This is a genomic window from Xanthomonas floridensis, assembly GCF_001642575.1.
GTDB lineage: Bacteria > Pseudomonadota > Gammaproteobacteria > Xanthomonadales > Xanthomonadaceae > Xanthomonas > Xanthomonas floridensis.
Genome location: NZ_LXNG01000016.1, coordinates 1 through 17,228 on the forward strand (window position 1 = coordinate 1; position 17,228 = coordinate 17,228).

13 protein-coding genes and 1 pseudogene are annotated in these 17,228 nt (G+C 65.3%); 3 read left to right on the forward strand and 11 right to left on the reverse strand.

Going from position 1 to position 17,228, the window contains the following annotated elements; genetic code table 11:
- Both A7D17_RS22770 and A7D17_RS10390 read right to left on the reverse strand, forming a co-directional pair.
- Positions 1-434: pseudogene (locus A7D17_RS22770) on the reverse strand (transposase); the annotation flags it as partial.
- Between the two features lie 406 nt (positions 435-840).
- Positions 841-1,092: a hypothetical protein gene (locus A7D17_RS10390; protein WP_064509007.1), complete on the reverse strand. Its 252-nt coding sequence runs from the start codon at positions 1,090-1,092 to the stop codon at positions 841-843.
- Between the two features lie 143 nt (positions 1,093-1,235).
- Here A7D17_RS10390 and A7D17_RS10395 point away from each other — a divergent pair, with 143 nt between their 5' ends.
- Complete coding sequence (locus A7D17_RS10395; RefSeq protein ID WP_064509008.1) at positions 1,236-2,951, forward strand: sensor domain-containing diguanylate cyclase; 1,716 nt, start codon at positions 1,236-1,238, stop codon at positions 2,949-2,951.
- 274 nt (positions 2,952-3,225) lie between these two features.
- Here the strand turns inward: A7D17_RS10395 and A7D17_RS10400 are convergent, their stop codons facing one another.
- The gene (locus A7D17_RS10400) at positions 3,226-3,531 is read right to left on the reverse strand and encodes a hypothetical protein (RefSeq protein ID WP_082861879.1); all 306 of its coding nucleotides are present in this window, start codon (positions 3,529-3,531) and stop codon (positions 3,226-3,228) included.
- 95 nt (positions 3,532-3,626) lie between these two features.
- Here A7D17_RS10400 and A7D17_RS10405 point away from each other — a divergent pair, with 95 nt between their 5' ends.
- Positions 3,627-4,601: a GGDEF domain-containing protein gene (locus tag A7D17_RS10405; RefSeq protein WP_064509009.1), complete on the forward strand. Its 975-nt coding sequence runs from the start codon at positions 3,627-3,629 to the stop codon at positions 4,599-4,601.
- Positions 4,602-5,293: 692 nt separating this feature from the next.
- On the opposite strand, the gene A7D17_RS10410 is transcribed toward A7D17_RS10405, so the two are convergent.
- The 6 genes from A7D17_RS10410 to A7D17_RS10435 all read right to left on the reverse strand — a co-directional run bounded on the left by A7D17_RS10410 (position 5,294) and on the right by A7D17_RS10435 (position 12,940).
- Complete coding sequence (locus A7D17_RS10410) at positions 5,294-6,718, reverse strand: efflux transporter outer membrane subunit (RefSeq protein WP_064509010.1); 1,425 nt, start codon at positions 6,716-6,718, stop codon at positions 5,294-5,296.
- Positions 6,712-7,443, reverse strand: a complete 732-nt coding sequence (locus A7D17_RS10415; protein WP_064509011.1) for an SDR family oxidoreductase — start codon at positions 7,441-7,443, stop codon at positions 6,712-6,714. The genes A7D17_RS10410 and A7D17_RS10415 overlap by 7 nt, the downstream gene beginning before the upstream one ends.
- A gap of 36 nt (positions 7,444-7,479) precedes the next feature.
- Entirely contained in the window at positions 7,480-10,650 is a 3,171-nt protein-coding gene (locus A7D17_RS10420) for an efflux RND transporter permease subunit (RefSeq protein ID WP_064509012.1), read from the reverse strand.
- A gap of 105 nt (positions 10,651-10,755) precedes the next feature.
- The gene (locus tag A7D17_RS10425) at positions 10,756-11,946 is read right to left on the reverse strand and encodes an efflux RND transporter periplasmic adaptor subunit (RefSeq protein ID WP_064509013.1); all 1,191 of its coding nucleotides are present in this window, start codon (positions 11,944-11,946) and stop codon (positions 10,756-10,758) included.
- Positions 11,943-12,716 (reverse strand): SDR family oxidoreductase, encoded by a 774-nt coding sequence (locus A7D17_RS10430; RefSeq protein ID WP_064509014.1) that lies wholly within the window; start codon positions 12,714-12,716, stop codon positions 11,943-11,945. Before A7D17_RS10430 ends, A7D17_RS10425 begins: the two co-directional genes overlap by 4 nt.
- On the reverse strand, positions 12,713-12,940 hold the full coding sequence (locus A7D17_RS10435) for a hypothetical protein (RefSeq protein ID WP_064509015.1): 228 nt from the start codon (positions 12,938-12,940) through the stop codon (positions 12,713-12,715). Before A7D17_RS10435 ends, A7D17_RS10430 begins: the two co-directional genes overlap by 4 nt.
- 129 nt (positions 12,941-13,069) lie before the next feature.
- Here A7D17_RS10435 and A7D17_RS10440 point away from each other — a divergent pair, with 129 nt between their 5' ends.
- Positions 13,070-14,101, forward strand: coding sequence for an XC_2801 family transcriptional regulator (locus tag A7D17_RS10440; RefSeq protein WP_064509016.1), 1,032 nt, complete (start codon positions 13,070-13,072; stop codon positions 14,099-14,101).
- A gap of 234 nt (positions 14,102-14,335) precedes the next feature.
- Here A7D17_RS10440 and A7D17_RS10445 read toward each other — a convergent pair whose 3' ends face one another.
- Together A7D17_RS10445 and A7D17_RS10450 are read right to left on the reverse strand one after the other, a co-directional pair.
- Positions 14,336-15,061 carry a YiaD family glycine zipper/OmpA-like lipoprotein gene (locus A7D17_RS10445; RefSeq protein ID WP_064509017.1) on the reverse strand — a complete coding sequence of 242 codons (726 nt, stop codon included), beginning with the start codon at positions 15,059-15,061 and terminating at the stop codon, positions 14,336-14,338.
- A 398-nt stretch (positions 15,062-15,459) separates the two neighbouring features.
- Positions 15,460-16,878: a cryptochrome/photolyase family protein gene (locus A7D17_RS10450; protein WP_064509018.1), complete on the reverse strand. Its 1,419-nt coding sequence runs from the start codon at positions 16,876-16,878 to the stop codon at positions 15,460-15,462.
- Positions 16,879-17,228: the final 350 nt, after the last annotated feature.

Sequence of the window (17,228 nt, forward strand, 5' to 3'; positions counted from 1 at the left end):
GTGCTTGATCAATCCCAGCAGGCGTTGGTCTTCCTTGGCGCGCTCACTGTCAGGCGAGCGTAACCAGGCGTAATAACCCGCCCGGTTGACGCGCAATACCCGACACATCGCGCATACCCTGAATTCCCTGCGATGGTCTTGCATGAACGCGTACTTTGCCTTCACCCCTTGGCAAAGTACGCGGCGGCCTTTTTTAAGATGTCGCGCTCCTCGGTCACGCGACGCAACTCTGCCTTCAGCCGCCGAACCTCGGCGCTCTGGTCCACCTCGGCGCGATGCACCACGCCAGGCTTGCCGAACTTGCGCAGCCAGGCGTACAGGCTGTGCGTCGTGACACCCAGTCGCTCGGCGACCTCTGCCACCTTGAACCCACGATCGGTCACTTGCCGGACCGCTTCGATCTTGAACTCATCCGTATACCGCTTGCTGCTCATGGACACCTCCGAATCTGCCATTTTCCATGGCCTTGAGATGTCTAGGAAAGCCTGGGCGTATCAGTTCGGATGTGGTGGTGATCGAGGTACCCAAGAGAACTTCGTTCGCGCAAGCCGATGGAAGGTCGCCGCGGAGTTGGTCGAACAATGCGAGCAGTTCGGTGGCTTCCTGCTGCAGTAGGACCAGAGCGCTCTTGTTGGGTTCATCCATTGCATGTCGTCCGACGGCGCTCCCCAGCGCCCTTGATGCAGGCAAAGCAAACTGCGTGCCAGCGTGGTGCTGAAGACGCAGGCCAGGCAGCCGGCTGAGGCCCGCAATCACTGACCTGCGCCACTCCCGCCATCTCGAGCTGACTGTTCGCTGGCGCAGGCTCGGTCAATGCCGCCGTCAAACCGGCAGCTCACCTCAGCTGTAGTCGAGCTGCCGCTGCGTTTCGGCGTGCATGGCTTCCAGCGTCACCATGCCGGCAATGCGCGCGGCAGACATGGCGCTGCGGTGATCGGGAAACGTGGATGCAAGGGTTGCGCCCGCGAGTTCGCCCGTTTTCCTGCCCGTACTGATCTGTTCGATGCGCCAATCGGCGCTCCAGGTGGCGTCGGTGCCGAGGCTCGGGGCGGCGTGGCAGATCAGCTGATAGCTTCCAAGAAAAATAACCAAACTGTGCTCGGCTCTTCGGTGCGCTGCGAGCATACCGTCGCACGATCATTGCGGCGAGTCCGGCCCCGTCTGCCAGCTGACTGGACCGTGGAGGCACGCTACTTGCATCGGCCTCAACCACACCATCGGTGTCGGGAAACAAGATGCTGACCAGGAAAGCCAAACGCCGTGCCGCCGGGGCCTTGCTGCTGGGTGGCGCCATTTTTGTACTGATCGGTGTGGGCGGCTACTTCACCACCCAGCGCTCGCTGGCCAATGCCGGCTGGGTGACGCACACGCAGGAAGTGCTTGCCGGTATCGACGAAATCCAGGCCGGCCTGCTGTCGGCCGAGTCATCGGTGCGCGGCTATGTGCTGACCGACAACGAGGCGTTTCTGGGCGTGTATGCCGATGCCATCGGGCGCCTGCCCGAGCGTATCGTGCGGCTGGAAGCACTGGTGCAGGACAACCCGGTGCAAAGGCGCAACACGCTGGCGCTTGGCCGCCTGGTGGACCAGCGCCTGGTACAGATCAACGACCTGTTGCACAGCTACCGGACGCATGGCCTGGAGGGCGCGCGCAGCTCGATCGCGCGCGGCGTCTTCCAGACCTCGTCGGCGCTGCGGCGACAGGTGCAGACCATGACCGAGCTGGAACGCCACGCATTGGTGAAGCGTACCGAGGCCACGACGGTCAGCGCACAGTGGGTGCTGCGCATGACGGTAATCGGGATCGTCAGCGGGCTGTTGGTGATGCTGCTGGCCTACCGCCTGTTGGCGCGCGAACTGCAACGCCGCGTGCGTGCCGAGGACGCGGCCAGCCTCGCCAGCGAGCGGCTGGTCGATTCGTTTGCTACGCTCGAACGCACCTCGGCCGGACTGGAAGCGCTGGCGCGCTATTCGGGGCTGCTGCAGAACTGCCGCGACGCCGAGGAGGCACTGGAGATCACCGCTCGCACGATTGCTCCGCTGATTCCCGGCGCGTCGGGAGCGGTGTACCTGCTGCGCGCCTCGCGCGACCGCGCCGAGCAGGTCGTGGCCTGGGGCGCGATGGCCGACGACGGCAACGCCAGCATCGCACCGGATACCTGCTGGGCATTGCGCCGCGATCGCACGCATGTGGTGGAAGACGCCAGCGCCGGCATGCTGTGTCGGCATGCCGGCACCACCGTTGCGGCGCACGCCAGCACGGTCTGCATTCCGTTGTCGGCACAGGGCACCCAACTGGGCATGCTGGCGCTGCGCAGCGACGCGCCCGGTGGCCTGGCCTCGCTGACGGTGGCCGAGGCGGCGGCGGAACAACTGTCGCTGGTGCTGCACAGCCTTCGCCTGCGCGAAACGCTGCGCCAGCAATCGATCCGCGACCCACTGACCGGCCTGTACAACCGCCGCTACCTGGAAGAGGCGCTCAATCACGAACTGGCGCGCTGCACGCGACGGGTGCAGCCGCTGTCGGTCCTGATGCTGGACGTGGACCACTTCAAACGCTTCAACGACCTGCATGGGCATGGCGGCGGCGACCGCGTGCTGGCGGCAATCGGCGAGCTGCTGCTGGCCCAGACCCGTGGTGAAGATATCTGCTGCCGCTATGGCGGCGAAGAATTGACGATCATTCTGCCGGAGGTGGACCTGGCGACCGCCCGCATGATGGCGGAGAAGTTGCGTGCCGGAATCGAGGCCTTGCAGGTGATGGCCGATGGCGTGTCGCTGCCGAAGATCACCGCATCGTTTGGCGCGGCGAGTTTTCCCGAGCATGCCGGTAACGCAGCGCAACTGCTGCGGCGCGCGGACGAGGCGCTGTATCGGGCCAAACAGGGCGGGCGCAACCAGGTGGTCAGCGCACCCGTGGCGGCACGTGCCGAGCTGACGCAGGGGTTTTGAAGTCGGGGAGTTTGCCGGAAACAGCGCAGACGCGCCGCGCGGCAATGCCGCTGCGGGCCGTGACAGGCCGACAAGCGCTTTCACAACGCTGATTACCCCTGACCGCGTCGGCAGTTCTATGCGTCAATATGCATAGCGACCAGGGCATCGCCCGCCAGCGATTGCGCTCCATGCGTGCACGCTCCCAAAAACTTTCGCGCATCCTGCATGCCCGGATACAGCGCATGTCACGCATGGCGACACGCGCCGGATTGTCGTCGTACTGGCACGCGCCTCAACGCGGGGCTTGTCCATCCTCGTCGCCCGGAATCAGGCCGGCGCCAGCCAGCATGCCGTCGATGCGGGTGCGCACATATGCCACGTCGTCAGGCGCGGCGCTACGGAGTTCCGCTTCGGCACGCGCCTGGAAATCGAGGTAGTCGAAGTCTGCGTCCTCGTCGGCAGACAGTTGCGGCAGTGAGTCCTGTAGCGCATCCAGGCGTGTCTCGAGTTCTTCGCGTGTAGGCATAGCAGACTCCAACGACAGAGCCACTACGGTTGCGACAAGGCCGTCAAGGATGTGCGAAGCCTTGCCGGACAACGCTTCATTTTCCTGCCGGCCACTGCGGCACCTTGCATGCTCAACTTTCGCAGCGGCCGGCCGATAATGATGCCGACTCCTACAGAACCTTCCATGTGATCCTCCACCTGCGGCGGGATTTCCGCCTTGGCATCGTCAAGATGCTCGGGCCAATCACCGCGCTGTTGCTTTGCCTCTATGCGGTGTACCTGGCCATCACCGGCCAGGCCGTGGCGTGCCTGATCACCGCCGCACTCGGCATGCTGGCAATCTGGCGTGGCTGGAAGATGCGCAATGCCGAGCGTACCGGCGCTGGTGGCCTCTGGCTGGCATCGATCAACGTCGCAGGCTGTCTGGTGGCTTGCTGGACCGGTGGCGATGGCGCCCTGCCCTGGTTGTTCCCGGTGCTGGCCACCAATTATTTCCTGTGCGGGCCGCAGCGGGCGGTGTTGCTGAGTCTGCCGCTGATGGCCGCGCTGCTGTTCCTGCCCGGTCTGATCGTCAGCCCGGGCCAGGGCGTGTCGACCGTGGTGGTAACGCTGGTGACGCTGGCGGTGGGGTACTCCTTTTCGCTGCGCATGCAGGACGACCGCGTGCATCTGGAAGAGCTGGCCTCGCTGGATGCGCTGACCGGCCTGCCCAACCGGCGCATGCTCGAACGTGCGCTCACCCACCAGATCGACCAGCGCCAGCCGCAGGACCGGCTCAACAGCCTGATCATCCTGGACCTGGACCATTTCAAGGAGGTCAATGATCTGTACGGGCACGCTGCCGGCGATGCAGCGTTGTCGGATCTGGCCACCATCCTGCGCTTCGAAGTGCGTGAGCCGCACCAGGTGTTCCGCTTCGGCGGCGAAGAGTTCGTGGTGCTGCTGCGGGCCGGGTCGCTGGCCGAACTGGAAGCGGCCACCGAGCGCCTGCGCAAGGTGATCCGCAACGGGCTGCGCGGCCCCGGCGGGCGCATCACCGTCTCGCTGGGCGCTGCGCGTCACGATGGCGAGACGCATTGGCAGGACTGGTTTTCGCGCGCCGATGCAGCGCTGTATCTGGCCAAGAACAGTGGCCGTGACAGCGTGCGGGTTGCCGACTGAGCGCAGTGACCTAGCGTTGCTGCGCAGGCAGGAGGTCTGGGCTTGCGATGCGTGATGCCGTGTCTTGCCGGCGTGCCGCGTCCGGGGCAGCGTCAATGCGTCTACACATTCCAGCGTTGCCGGTCCTGGCCGTGTCGCTGACAGCGGCTTATCGGTCGCACGGTAGACGGCCATTGCGATGCTCGCCAAGCGCCTGCGCGTGCTGATCGAGCCATCTGATCCATCGGTCTGATCGCGCGATGCGCGTTTGCTGCTATCTCGCGTGCGCAGCGCGGCAGCCAGCGTGGCCGGAGTGGGGTTTTCACAGGCCCCAGATTTGGTCGATGGCTGACCACTGACGCCGCAGAGTTCGGACAAGCGTGTGATCCCATCGTTGGCAATCGCCATGCAATGGATCACCACCGCGCTATCAGCAAGCACCGGAATTCACGCGTGGTCCCTGCCCGCTTCCGGGCATCGGCCGCGCCCGCCTGACGGCTGTGCGTTCGTTTTATTCGCTGATCTTGCGCAATTGGCACTCGCGCATTAGGCCTGCGCTACGCCTGTCTTATCAGAATGCCCACGTGGCCAGATGCGGCAGCGGACGCCAACGCGCGGCCGTCACGGTGCACCTGTGACTCTGCACAGCGCTTGGTAGATCACCGCCGCATGCCGCATCGACGGGGCGACCTGCAGGCCGCCCCGTCCGCTGCTTATCGGTTGACCACGGCCACCGGTGCGGCAGGTGCTTCGCCCTGTTTCCAGCCGCCCAAGGCCTTGTACACCCCGACCACGCCGACATTGACTGCCGCCTCGGCCTGCGCCAGGGCATCGTCGGCCGCCAGCTGGGTGCGCTGTGCATCCAGCAAGGTCAGGAAGTCCTCCGAACCCTCGCGATAGCGGATCTGCGCCAACTGTTCGGCACGCCGTGCGGCATTGGCCTGCTCGACCACGATGGCCAGGCGCGCCTGTTGGCGGCCGTAGCCGGTCAAGGCGTTCTCCGTGTCTTCCAGCGCCAGCAGCACGGTCTGCTGATACTGCGCCAGCGCACCTTCGGCCTGCGCCTTGCTGGCACGCAAGCGCGCCCGCACGGTGCCGAAATCGAACGCCGCCCAGCTGATCGACGGGGTGATCGACCAGGCCTTGGCATTGCCCTCGGTCAGCCGCGCTGCATCGCCGGACAGGAAGCCGACGAAGCCGCTGACGCTGATACGCGGGAACAGATCGGCCGTGGCCACGCCCACCTGCGCGGTGGCCGCCGCCAGCCGGCGTTCGGCGCTACGCACGTCCGGGCGTTGACGCAGCAATCCGGCCGTATCGCCCAGCGGCAACGGCCGCGCGAATGCCGGCATGCTGCGTGCGACCAGGGTGGCGTCCAGCGCATTGGGCTGTTGGCCAAGCAACACGGCCAGACGGTGGCGGTACTGCGCCTCGGCGGTTTCCAGCAACGGAATATCCGCCTCGATCGCCTTCAACCGCGCCAGGCTGCTCTGCACATCCAGCTCGCTGCCGGCACCCAGGTCCCAACGCGTCTGCGTCAGTTTCTGGGTGTCGCGCAGATTGGTCAGGGTGCGCTTGGAGACATCGAGCTGCTTCTGGGTGCCGCGCAATTCGAAGTAATTGCGCGCCACCTCCGCCGCGACGGTGACCTGCACGTCCTGCAGATTGGCCTGTTCCGCGTCCAGGTCCGCACGCGCGGCTTCCGATGCACGGCGCTGGCGGCCAAACAGGTCCAGCTCCCAGGCCGCATCCAGGCCCAGCGTGGTCTGCTCGGTGAGGAAGCGCTGATTGCCCGCGATCACCTGCTGCTGTTCGCGACGATCGAAGCTGCCTTGTGCGGTGATGTGCGGTGCCTGGTCCAGGCGACGTTCGACGAACACCGCACGCGCCTGCTTGACCCGCGACACCGCAATGCGCAGATCGTGATTGGCGAACAGCGCATCGCGCACCAGCTGTTCCAGCACCGGGTCGTCGAATTGCGACCACCAGTTGCCGACCGGCGATTCGGTGCTGAAGGATGCGTCCTGCGCGCCCTGCAACGTGACCGAGGCCGGCGGGTCGGGCCGGTAATCCGGCCCCACCGCGCAACCACTGAGCACCAGCGCGGCCAGTGCCGTGCCGAGCAATGTTCTTACCATGGCAAGGTGTCTCCCAGATGGGTGAAGCTGCCGGTCGGGCCGTGCGCATCGATCAATGCCATCTGCACGCTGCTGTGCGCGCCCTGCTCGATGTCGATCTCGCCCTCGCCACCGTTCATGTCGGTTTTGACGTAGCCGGGATGAATGGTGTTGACCTTGACCGCGGTGTCGCGCAGCTCGTAGGCAAGATGCACGGTCCAGCTGTTCAAGGCGCTCTTGGATGCGTTGTAGGCCGGCACCTTGAAATTGTAGATCGGCGAGCCAGGGTCGCTGTGCAGCGTCAGCGAGCCGAGAATGCTGGACACATTGACGATGCGGCCGGCCAGCGACCGCTGCAGCAGCGGCAGGAACGCCTTGGTCACGCCGACTACCGCAAACAGATTGGTATCGAAGGTGCGCTTCCAGGTGTCCAGGCTCTGCTCGGACGGCTTGCGCTGGATGTCATCGATCATGATGCCGGCATTGTTGACCAGGATGTCCAGGTGGCCGTGACGCTCCTTCACCGTGCCGACCGCCGCAGCGATGCTGATGTCGTCGTTGACGTCCAGTTGAATCGCTTCCACCGGCAGGCCTTCGGCCTGCAGCTTGAGCGCGGCGGCCACTGCGTCGTCGCGCTTGCGCCCGGCCAGCAGCGTGTGCACGCCGGCCTGTGCGAGTTGACGAACGGTTTCCAGGCCGATGCCGCGAGTAGCGCCGGTGACCAGTGCGATCTTGGTGTTGCTCATGTGGTGAATCCTCTTTAATTGGGGGAAGCGAGTGGCTTACGCCTTGACGGCGTCATGCGAAACGGCAGCCGGTGCAGCGGGCCCACGACGGGTCACCCACTTACGCAGCGCCACATAGAACACAGGCGTCAGAAACAGTCCGAACAGGGTCACGCCCAGCATGCCGGCGAACACCGTGATCCCGGTGACCGAGCGCACTTCGGCGCCGGCGCCATGGCCGAACACCAGCGGCACGGTGCCGGCGATGAAGGCGATGGAGGTCATCACGATGGGGCGCAGGCGCAAACGGCAGGCTTCCAGTGCCGCTTCAACAATGCCCTTGCCATGCATCTCGAGTTCGCGCGCAAACTCCACGATCAGGATCGCGTTCTTGCATGCCAGGCCCATCAACACCACCAGGCCCACCTGCACAAACACGTTGTTGTCGCCATTGGTGAGCCACACACCGAACAACGCAGACAGCAAGGTCATCGGCACGATCAGGATCACCGCCAGCGGCAACGTCCAGCTTTCATACAACGCGGCCAGCACCAGGAACGCCAGCAGCACCGCCATCGGGAACACGATCAGCGCCGAGTTGCCCTGGGTGGACTGCTGATAACTCAGGTCGGTCCATTCGATATTCATGCCGTTGGGCAATACCTGCGGCGCCATGCTGGACAGTTTTTGCATCGCCTCGGTGGAGGACAGCACGCGCGGATCCGCTTCACCGATCAGGTCGGCGGCCGGGTAGCCGTTGTAGCGGATCACCGGATCCGGGCCGTAGGTCTGGCCCAGCGTGACCATGCTGCCGATCGGCACCATTTCGCCATTGGCATTGCGGGTACGCAGGTTGGCGATGTCTTCGACACTGTCGCGGAACTGTCCATCGGCCTGGGCGATCACCTGATAGGTGCGACCGAAGCGATTGAAGTCGTTGATATAGGCCGAGCCCAGGTAGGTCTGCAACGTATCGAACAGGTTGGTCAGCGGCACGCCCTGCGCCTTGGCCTTGTCGCGGTCGACCTTGGCATCGAGCTGCGGCACGTTGGCCTGGTAGGTACCGATCGGGAACTGCATGCCGGGCGTTTGCGAAATCGCACCGGACATCGCATTCACCGCGCTCTGCAGCTGGCCATAGCCCAGGCCCGCGCGGTCCTGGATGTACAGCGAATAGCCCGAGCCCTGGCCCAGCCCCAGAATCGGCGGCGGCATGAAGGCGAACGCAAAGCCCTGCTGGATCTGGCTGATGCGCGCATTGATTTCCGCATTGATCTGCACCGCGCTACGGCTGCGCTGACTGAACGGCTTGAGGGTCAGGAACACCGTGCCGGTATTGGGCGTGTTGGTGAACTGCAGCGGATTCAGGCCCGGGAACGCAATTGCATGGTCCACGCCTTCGGTCTGCAGCGCGATCTGGGTAATCTGACGGATCACCTCATTGGTGCGCTCCAGCGATGCGCCTTCCGGCAGCTTGGCGCCGGCGATCAGGTAGAGCTTGTCCTGGGTCGGAATGAAGCCGCCCGGCACGATCTTGAACATGAAACCGGTGCCGACCAGCAGCAGCAGATACACCATGAACACCGCACCACGCTTGCTCAACGTCCGCGACACCGCACCCTGGTACTTGTGCGAGCTGCTGTTGAAGAAGCGGTTGAACGGACGGAACAACCAGCCGAACAACCGATCGATCAACCGCGACGGGCCGTCCTTGGGTGCGTCGTGCGCCTTGAGCAGCATGGCCGCCAGCGCCGGCGACAGGGTCAGCGAGTTGATTGCCGAAATCACCGTGGAAATGGCGATGGTCACCGCGAACTGCTTGTAGAACTGGCCGGTCACGCCCGACAGGAACGCCATCGGCACGAACACCGCGCACAGCACCAGCGCGATGGCGATGATCGGCCCGGACACCTCGCGCATCGCCTGATGCGCAGCGGCCAATGGGCTCAGGCCTTCTTCGATATTGCGCTCGACGTTTTCCACCACCACGATCGCGTCGTCGACCACGATGCCGATCGCCAGCACCAGCCCGAACAGGCTCAGCGTGTTGATCGAGAAACCCAGCAGGTACAGCGCGGCAAACGTACCGACCACCGACACCGGCACTGCCAGCAACGGAATGATCGAAGCGCGCCAGGTCTGCAGGAACAGGATCACCACCAGCACCACCAGCAGCACCGCCTCCAGCAGGGTGTGCACCACTGCGCTGATGGAGTCGCGCACGAACACGGTGGGGTCATACGCCGCCGACCAGGCCATGTCCTGCGGGAACTGCTTTTCCAGCTCGGCCATCTTGGCGCGCACCGCATCGGACAATTCGATCGCGTTGGCGCCGGGCGACTGGAACACGCCCATACCCACCGCATTCTGGTTGTCAAGCTGCGAGCGCAAGGTGTAGTTGCCCGCACCCAGTTCCAGCCGTGCCACATCGCTCAGCCGCACGATCTCGCCGCTGTTGCCGCTGCGGATGACGATGTTGCCGAACTCCTCTTCGGTGGTCAGGCGGCCCTGCGCGTTGATCGAGAGCAGGAAATCGCTCTTGTTGGGCATTGGTTCTGCGCCGAGCTGGCCGGCGGAGACCTGCACGTTCTGCTCGCGGATGGCGGCGACCACGTCGCTGGCGGTGAGCCCGCGTGCGGCCACCTTGTTGGGATCCAGCCAGATGCGCATGGCGTAATCGCCCGAGCCGAAGATCTGGATCTGGCCCACGCCGGGCAGGCGCGACAGCTCGTCCTTGACCTTCAAGGTGGCGTAGTTGCTCAGGTACAGCGAGTTGTACTTGCCCTTGGGCGAGGTCAGATGCACGACCATGGTCAGCGTCGGCGACTGCTTCTGGGTGGTCACACCCTGGCGCCGCACGTCCTCGGGCAGGCGCGCCTGCGCCTGGCTGACGCGGTTCTGCACCTGCACCTGGGCCTGGTCTGGATCAGTGCCGGGCTTGAAGGTCACGGTGACCACCAGCACGCCATCGGAGCCGGCCACCGACTTCATGTACATCATGTTTTCCACGCCGTTGATGGCTTCCTCAAGCGGCGTGGCAACGGTCTCGGCGATGACCTTGGGATTGGCGCCCGGATACACCGCGCGCACCTGCACGCTCGGCGGTACCACTTCCGGGTATTCGCTGATCGGCAGCAGCGGCATGGCGATCAGGCCGGCCGCGAAGATGATGATCGACAGCACCGCGGCAAAGATCGGCCGGTCGATGAAAAAACGGGAAAAGTCCATTGGGGTGGTCCTGAAAGAGGGTGCCGCCGGGTGGCGGCGCGGCACGGCGGCCCCGAACCGGCCTGGTCACCAGGCCGGTGGTCGAAAGCGCGATGCAGCGATGGATCAGTTCGAGGCGGTGCGCTTGTCCGGTGTCGATGCCATGGCCACGGCCTTGGCATCGACCGGCATGCCGGGCATGAAGATCTTCTGCACGCCATCGACCACGACGCGGTCGCCGGCAGCCAGGCCCTTGCGCACGATGCGTAGCCCGTCGGCGCTGCGACCGAGTTCCACATCGCGGCGCTGCGCCTTGCCGTCCTTGTCGACCACGTACACGTATTTGCGGTCCTGGTCGGTCAGCACCGCCTTTTCGTCGACCAGCATGGCCTTGAACTGCCCGCTGCCCAGCAACTGCACGTGCGCATACAGGCCCGGCGTGAACTGCCGCTGCGCGTTGTCGAGCACGGCACGCACGCGGATGGTGCCGGTGCTGCGGGTCACCTGGTTGTCCAGGAAGTCCACCCGACCAGCGTGCGGAAAGCCCTGCTCGCCGACCAGGCCGATACGCACCGGCAGCTGGCCGCCGCGCTCGTCCGGGCGCTCGCCGCTGCGCGCCATCTGCGAATAACGCAGGAAGGTGCCTTCATCCGCATCGAAGTACACGAACACCTTGTCCAGCGATACCAGGGTGGTCAGCACGCTGGCACTATCGCCGGCGGTGACCAGGTTGCCGGCGGTGACCATTGCACGCCCGGCGCGGCCGTCGATGGGTGCACGCACGCGGCTCCAGTCCAGATTGAGCTCGGCGGTGTCCACCGCCGCCTGCGCGGCCAGCAGGTCGGCATCGGCCTGATCGGCGGCGGCGCGGCGCTGCTCCCAGATCTCGGTGGAAATGGCCTGTTGCTCGGAGAGCTTGCGCGCGCGGGCTGCCTCGCTCCTGGCCAGGGTGGCCTGGGTACGCGCACGCACCAGCGCGGCATTGGCACGCGCGAAGTCGGCGCGGTAGCTGCGGTCGTCGATGCTGAAGAGTACATCGCCCTTCTTCACTTCCGCGCCTTCGGTGTAGTTGACCTTGTCGATGTAGCCGGACACGCGCGGGCGCAGCTCGACGCTTTCCACCGGCTCGATGCGGCCGCTGAATTCGTCCCACTGGCTGATGTCCTTCATCAGCACCGGAGCGACGCTGACGCTGGGCGGCGGTGGTGCGCCGGTCTGCGCGGCACCGCCGCCGCACGCGGCAAGCACGGCCGCCAGGACAGCGGCGGTCAGGACCGGGCGCACGGGAAAACGGAACGGGGTGGCGTTCGGGGTCATGGGGAGATCTCTCGAGTGGTGATAGGCAAATGCAGACCGGCCAGCCGGTCCGCCGACGGAGCGGCATGCGGACGGCGGCTGACGGTCACGATGGGTTGTCCGGGCTGGCCGGGCCCGGCGATCAGGGAAACGGCGGCGCGACCGACATCCACGGCGCGAATCCATTCCGGACACGCGTCCTTGGCACGGCCCGGCGTGCACACCGGCTGCTCGACCGACAGCAGGTGCACGCGAACGCCCAATGGCTTGGCTTCCTCGTGCAGCACCTGGGCCAGCATGCGGTTGGCGGCCGCGGCCACCGAACGATCGCCGTGCGCCGACCATGCGCGCAGCGCGCACGGGCTGCCCAGCAGCAGATAACGGCCGCCGCCATCGGCCTCGGCCAGCAGCGGCAGCAGATGGCGGGCGGCTGCCAGATGCGGCAGCACGTCGCGCTCCAGGCGGCGGCGTAACGCGGCCACCGGCCGATCCAGCAGGCGGCCGGCCTTGGGCGGGCTACCCAGGCTGGCAATCACCGCGCCCAGCGGCCGCGGCCGCTGCGCCAGTTCGGTGGCCAGGCGCTGCGCGGAGGCATCGTCGGCCACCGAGCCCTGCAGGGTGTCCAGCAGCGCCGAATCGCCATGCCGGGCTCGCAGGCCGGCCAGCTTGGCGGCATCGCGCCCGATCGCCAGCACCGGCATGCCGGCATCGAGCAGCGCGGCCACAATGCCGGCGCCCACATCGCCTGCGCCGCCGATGACGGCTGTCTCGGATTGGACCATCCCGCTCATGGGACTTTTGTTCCCGACATCGGGACAATACCGCGCTGCACCCAACGCGAATTCAGTCCAGCCCGCTTCGTCGGCGCACCACCGGCCTGCCGCTTTGGCGAGGCGGCAAAGCGGCGCGAAACGCTGGCGCGCTGGCCTTTCGCCGGAGAGCGCACCGGGTCGAAGGCGCTTTCAATGGCGCTGCGGGCGGGAGAGGACAAGCCGAAGACATCGCACAACCACATGGCCGTGCTCCTGGATGGAAGGGATGCCGCATAAGCTAGGCCTCAAAGCAGCACTTGATTAGTCCGGATTTAGGGGAATAATCGTCCCGTAAGCGGTCTAATCCCTCCTGACCCCCGGAAGGCAGTCCCATGACACACGATCTCAACGACACCCTGATCTTCGTCAAGGTGGTCGAACAAGGCAGTTTCATCGCCGCGGCCAACGCACTTGGCCTGCCCAAGACCACCGTCAGCCGCAAGGTGCAGGAGCTGGAAACGCGCCTGGGCGCGCGCCTGCTGCATCGAACCACGCGCCGCATCGGGCTGACCGAAGCCGGCTCGGTCTATCACGAACATTGCCAGCGCATTGCCCGCGAGCTGGAAGAAGCCGAAAGCGCGGTGGGGCAATTGCAATCCGGCCCACGCGGCTGGTTGCGGTTTACTGTGCCGTATTCGCTGGGCATCACCTGGATTGCGCCGTTGCTGGGCGAATTCCATGCGCAGTATCCGGAAATCCAGCTGGACATGCATCTGGGCAACGAGAAGCTGGACCTGATCGGTGGCGAAGCCGATCTGGCCCTGCGCGTCGGTGCCCTGCCCGACTCCAATCTGGTCGCACGCAAACTCGGCAGCCTGCGCACGCAGGTGTTTGCCAGCCCGTCGTATATCGAACGCTATGGCGAGCCGTTGCATCCGGACGAGTTGCAATTCCACCGTACGCTGGCGCTACGCAAGAACCGCAACGTGCACAACAACCGCTTTTTCTGGTCGCTCAGCGACGGCAGCGACGTGCGCGATTTCCCGGTCAATCCACTGATGGTCGCCAACGATCCGGCCGCGCTCAACGGCGCAGTGCTGTGTGGCGAAGGCCTGTTGCTGACCGGCGACGTGATGGCCAAGCCATTCGTGCAATCGGGCCTGGTGCGCCGCGTACTGGCTGGCTGGACCGGGCCGGAAGTGGATTTCAATGCCGTGTTTGCCGGTGGGCGACTGGTTTCGCCCAAGGTGCGCGCGTTCGTGGACTTTCTGGTCACGCGCATGAACTTCGACGCCGACTACATGATGGCGCAATGCCCTGCCCGGCTGGCTGCGCAAAAGGCCCACAGCGAGGCAGAGGTGGACGTCGAACTGGAGGCCGAGCGTGCGGAAGGCAAGCGCATTCTGGAACACGTGACTGCGTAAGCCGGACCGAGACGAGGCACTGAGCATCCTTCTCCCACCGGGACATTGTCCTCCTTCATGGAGGAGAAGTTGCCCAAAGGGCGGAATAGACGAAGAACTGAAGCCAGCAAATAGTACGCTGCGCTTGCGAGCTCCAGCCGACACCATGAAAAACAGGCCGCTTTCGCGGCCTGTTTTCTTTACTGCTGCGGCGCTAGCGACTGACCCGCCTTGCGCTGCATGACTGCGCGTTACTCAACGCATGCCGGTATTGCTGGCGGCGCCTTCCGCACGCAGCGGAATCAGGCGGATTTCCACGCGACGGTTCTGCGCGCGCCCGGCGTCGGTGCTGTTGTCCGCAATCGGGTAACGCTTGCCGGCGCCCATGGTTTCCATGCGCTCGCGCTGCACGCCCTGCGCGGTCAGGTACTGCGCCACGGCACCGGCGCGTTCTTCGGACAGACGCTGGTTCACTGCATCGCTGCCCACGCTGTCGGTGTGGCCCACCACTTCCACCATGGTCTGGTTGTATTCGCGCAGCGTCGAGGCAACGCCGTTGAGTGCGCTGTAGAACTGCGGCTTCAACGCAGACTTGCCGAAATCGAAGGTGATGCCGTCGGGCAGGTTCAAGGTGATGTTGTCGCCCTGGCGCTGCACGTCGATGCCGGTATTGGCGGTGCGCTCACGCAGCGCGCGTTCCTGGCGATCCTGGTACTGGCCCACGGCCGCACCGCTCAGCGCACCAATGCCGGCGCCGATCATCGCGTGCTGACGACGCTCTGTGGCGCTGTCGCCGGTGAGCAGGCCGGCAGCCACACCAATGGCGGTACCGATCAGCGCGTTGCGCCCGGTGCGATTCTGCTGTTGGGTCTGGTCGCCGTACTGGTCACGCTGCACGTACGATCCGCCGGTAGCGCAGGCGGACAACGCGGTGGCGCTGGCCAGCGCAACGGCAAGACTCTTGGTGGCTGCTGAGGACATGGTGTTCTCCTATCGCCGGATCGTCCGGCACTCAATCGTGTCGGCGAGGATAAACAGCGCCACGCGACTGGCACATGATGAAAGTACACGCTGGAGGCGTGCGGCAGGCTCACCATTCAGGAAAACGTTTTCGGCGACATGGATCGAACCGCCGATCAGCAGTGCGTGTGCCCGCAGCCATCCCACAGAAGTGATAGCGCAGACAAACTCGGAGGTTGAAACGCCGTCACTCCAGACAGCATGCTGACCTCACGCATCGTCGAGGGAGCGGAGTCCGCCACGACCACACCGGATTCCAGTCACAGGCCGATCAAGCCAGCTGCACCACCGTTGCGCAGATCGATGCGGCAGGCAGGTGCTTGCATACGCGCGGCAACGCACGCACGCGGCGCAGTGCGCTACCCGCGTGTCTTTGCATACGCTGCCAGGGCCGCATCGCGCCCCTCGGCCAGCCCGATGATGGGTGAGCGCGGATACTCCGGCGCCAGGCGTGCGAGCGACAACGGATGCTGCCATGGCGCAAAGCGCTCCTTCACTGGCAACTTGCCGAGCTCGGGCACCCAGCGCGTGATGTACGCCGCTTGCGGATCGAATTTTTCCGCCTGTGTCACCGGATTGAACACGCGAAAATACGGCGCGGCATCGGCGCCGGTGCCAGCCACCCATTGCCACCCCATGGTGTTGTTGGCCAGGTCCGCATCCACCAGCGTGTCCCAGAACCAGCGCGCACCTTCGACCCAGTGCACGCGCAGATGCTTGCACAACAGACTGGCCACGATCATGCGCACGCGGTTGTGCATCCAGCCGGTATGCCACAGCTGGCGCATGCCGGCATCGACGATGGGGATGCCGGTGCGCCCGCGTTGCCAGGCCTGCAACGTCACCGGATCGGCCTTGGCCCAGTCGAAGCCTTCGAAGCGCGGATTGAGATTCTGGTTGGTGGTCTCCGGGAAATGGTGCAGCAGGTGATAGGCGAAATCGCGCCAGCCCAGCTGCCGGATATAGCCATCGATCTCTGCACCGTTGCGCGCATTGCGCTGTGCGTTCAACGCAGCGGCGATCCGCCACGGCGCGATCTCGCCGAAGTGCAGGTGCGGCGACAGTTGCGAGGTGCCGACACGATCGGGACGGTCACGATTTTCGCGGTAGCCGGACAGCGCGCCATCGATGAAGATTTCCAGCAGCTCGTGCGCACCGGCCTCGCCTGGCTGCCAGTGCTCCCAGAAACCCTGGTCCCAGCTCAGCGTCGGCACCAGCCCCAGGGTGTCCAGCGCTTCGCTCTTGAGTTTGGCTGGCAACGGCGGCAGGCTTCGCGGTGCCGGCACCGCGTCGGGCAACTGCAGCTGGGTCAGCGCGTTGCGCCAGAACGGAGTGAAGACCTTGTACGGGCCGCCCTGCTGGGTGCTCAGCTGCCAGGGCTCGAACAACAGCGCCGAATTGCAGCTCTGCACCTCGATGCCGCGCTCGCGCAGGCTGCGTTTGATCTGTGCATCGCGCGGCTGGGTGGCCGGCTCGTATTTGCGATTCCAGTACACCGCCACCGCATCGGTTTGCGCGATCACCTCATCGAGCACCCGCGCGCTGTTGCCGGCGCGAATCACCAGGCCGCTGCCCAGCGCGCGCAAGCCCGCATCCAGCGCCGCCAGCGCGCGATGTCGCCAGCTGCGCGAGGCCGCGCCCGGTGTCCACTCGCCTTCTTCGTGCGGCGCATCGATATAGAGCGGGATCGGATGGTGCCCGGCATCGAGTGCGGCACGCAGGGCCGGATTGTCTTCCAGGCGCAGATCGCGACGGAACCAGACGATGGCGTATGACATGCGGACTCGGCAGCGACGGCAGGGCTGCGCAGCATAAGCCAGCAGATGCAACGATGGCGCGATACGGCGGCGGGCGTTTCTGCTGCGGCAAGGACCCTGCAGCAAACTCTCAGCCTCGGTCGAGTGCGCGGTGCCCTCACCGCTGGCGGGACACGCCGTTAACCCGTCCATGCGGGCTCGGTGGCGGCATCCATGCCACCATCGCTTCCGCAATCGGCGAGGACACCGCACCGGACAGTTGCCTGGTGGTTTTTGAAAACTCTACGCACCGACCAACTTGCCTGGTCCTTGCCCGCTCACCGTCGCAGAACCTTTGGCGGCGTGGACGCTGCCGAAGGGCTTACATGTAC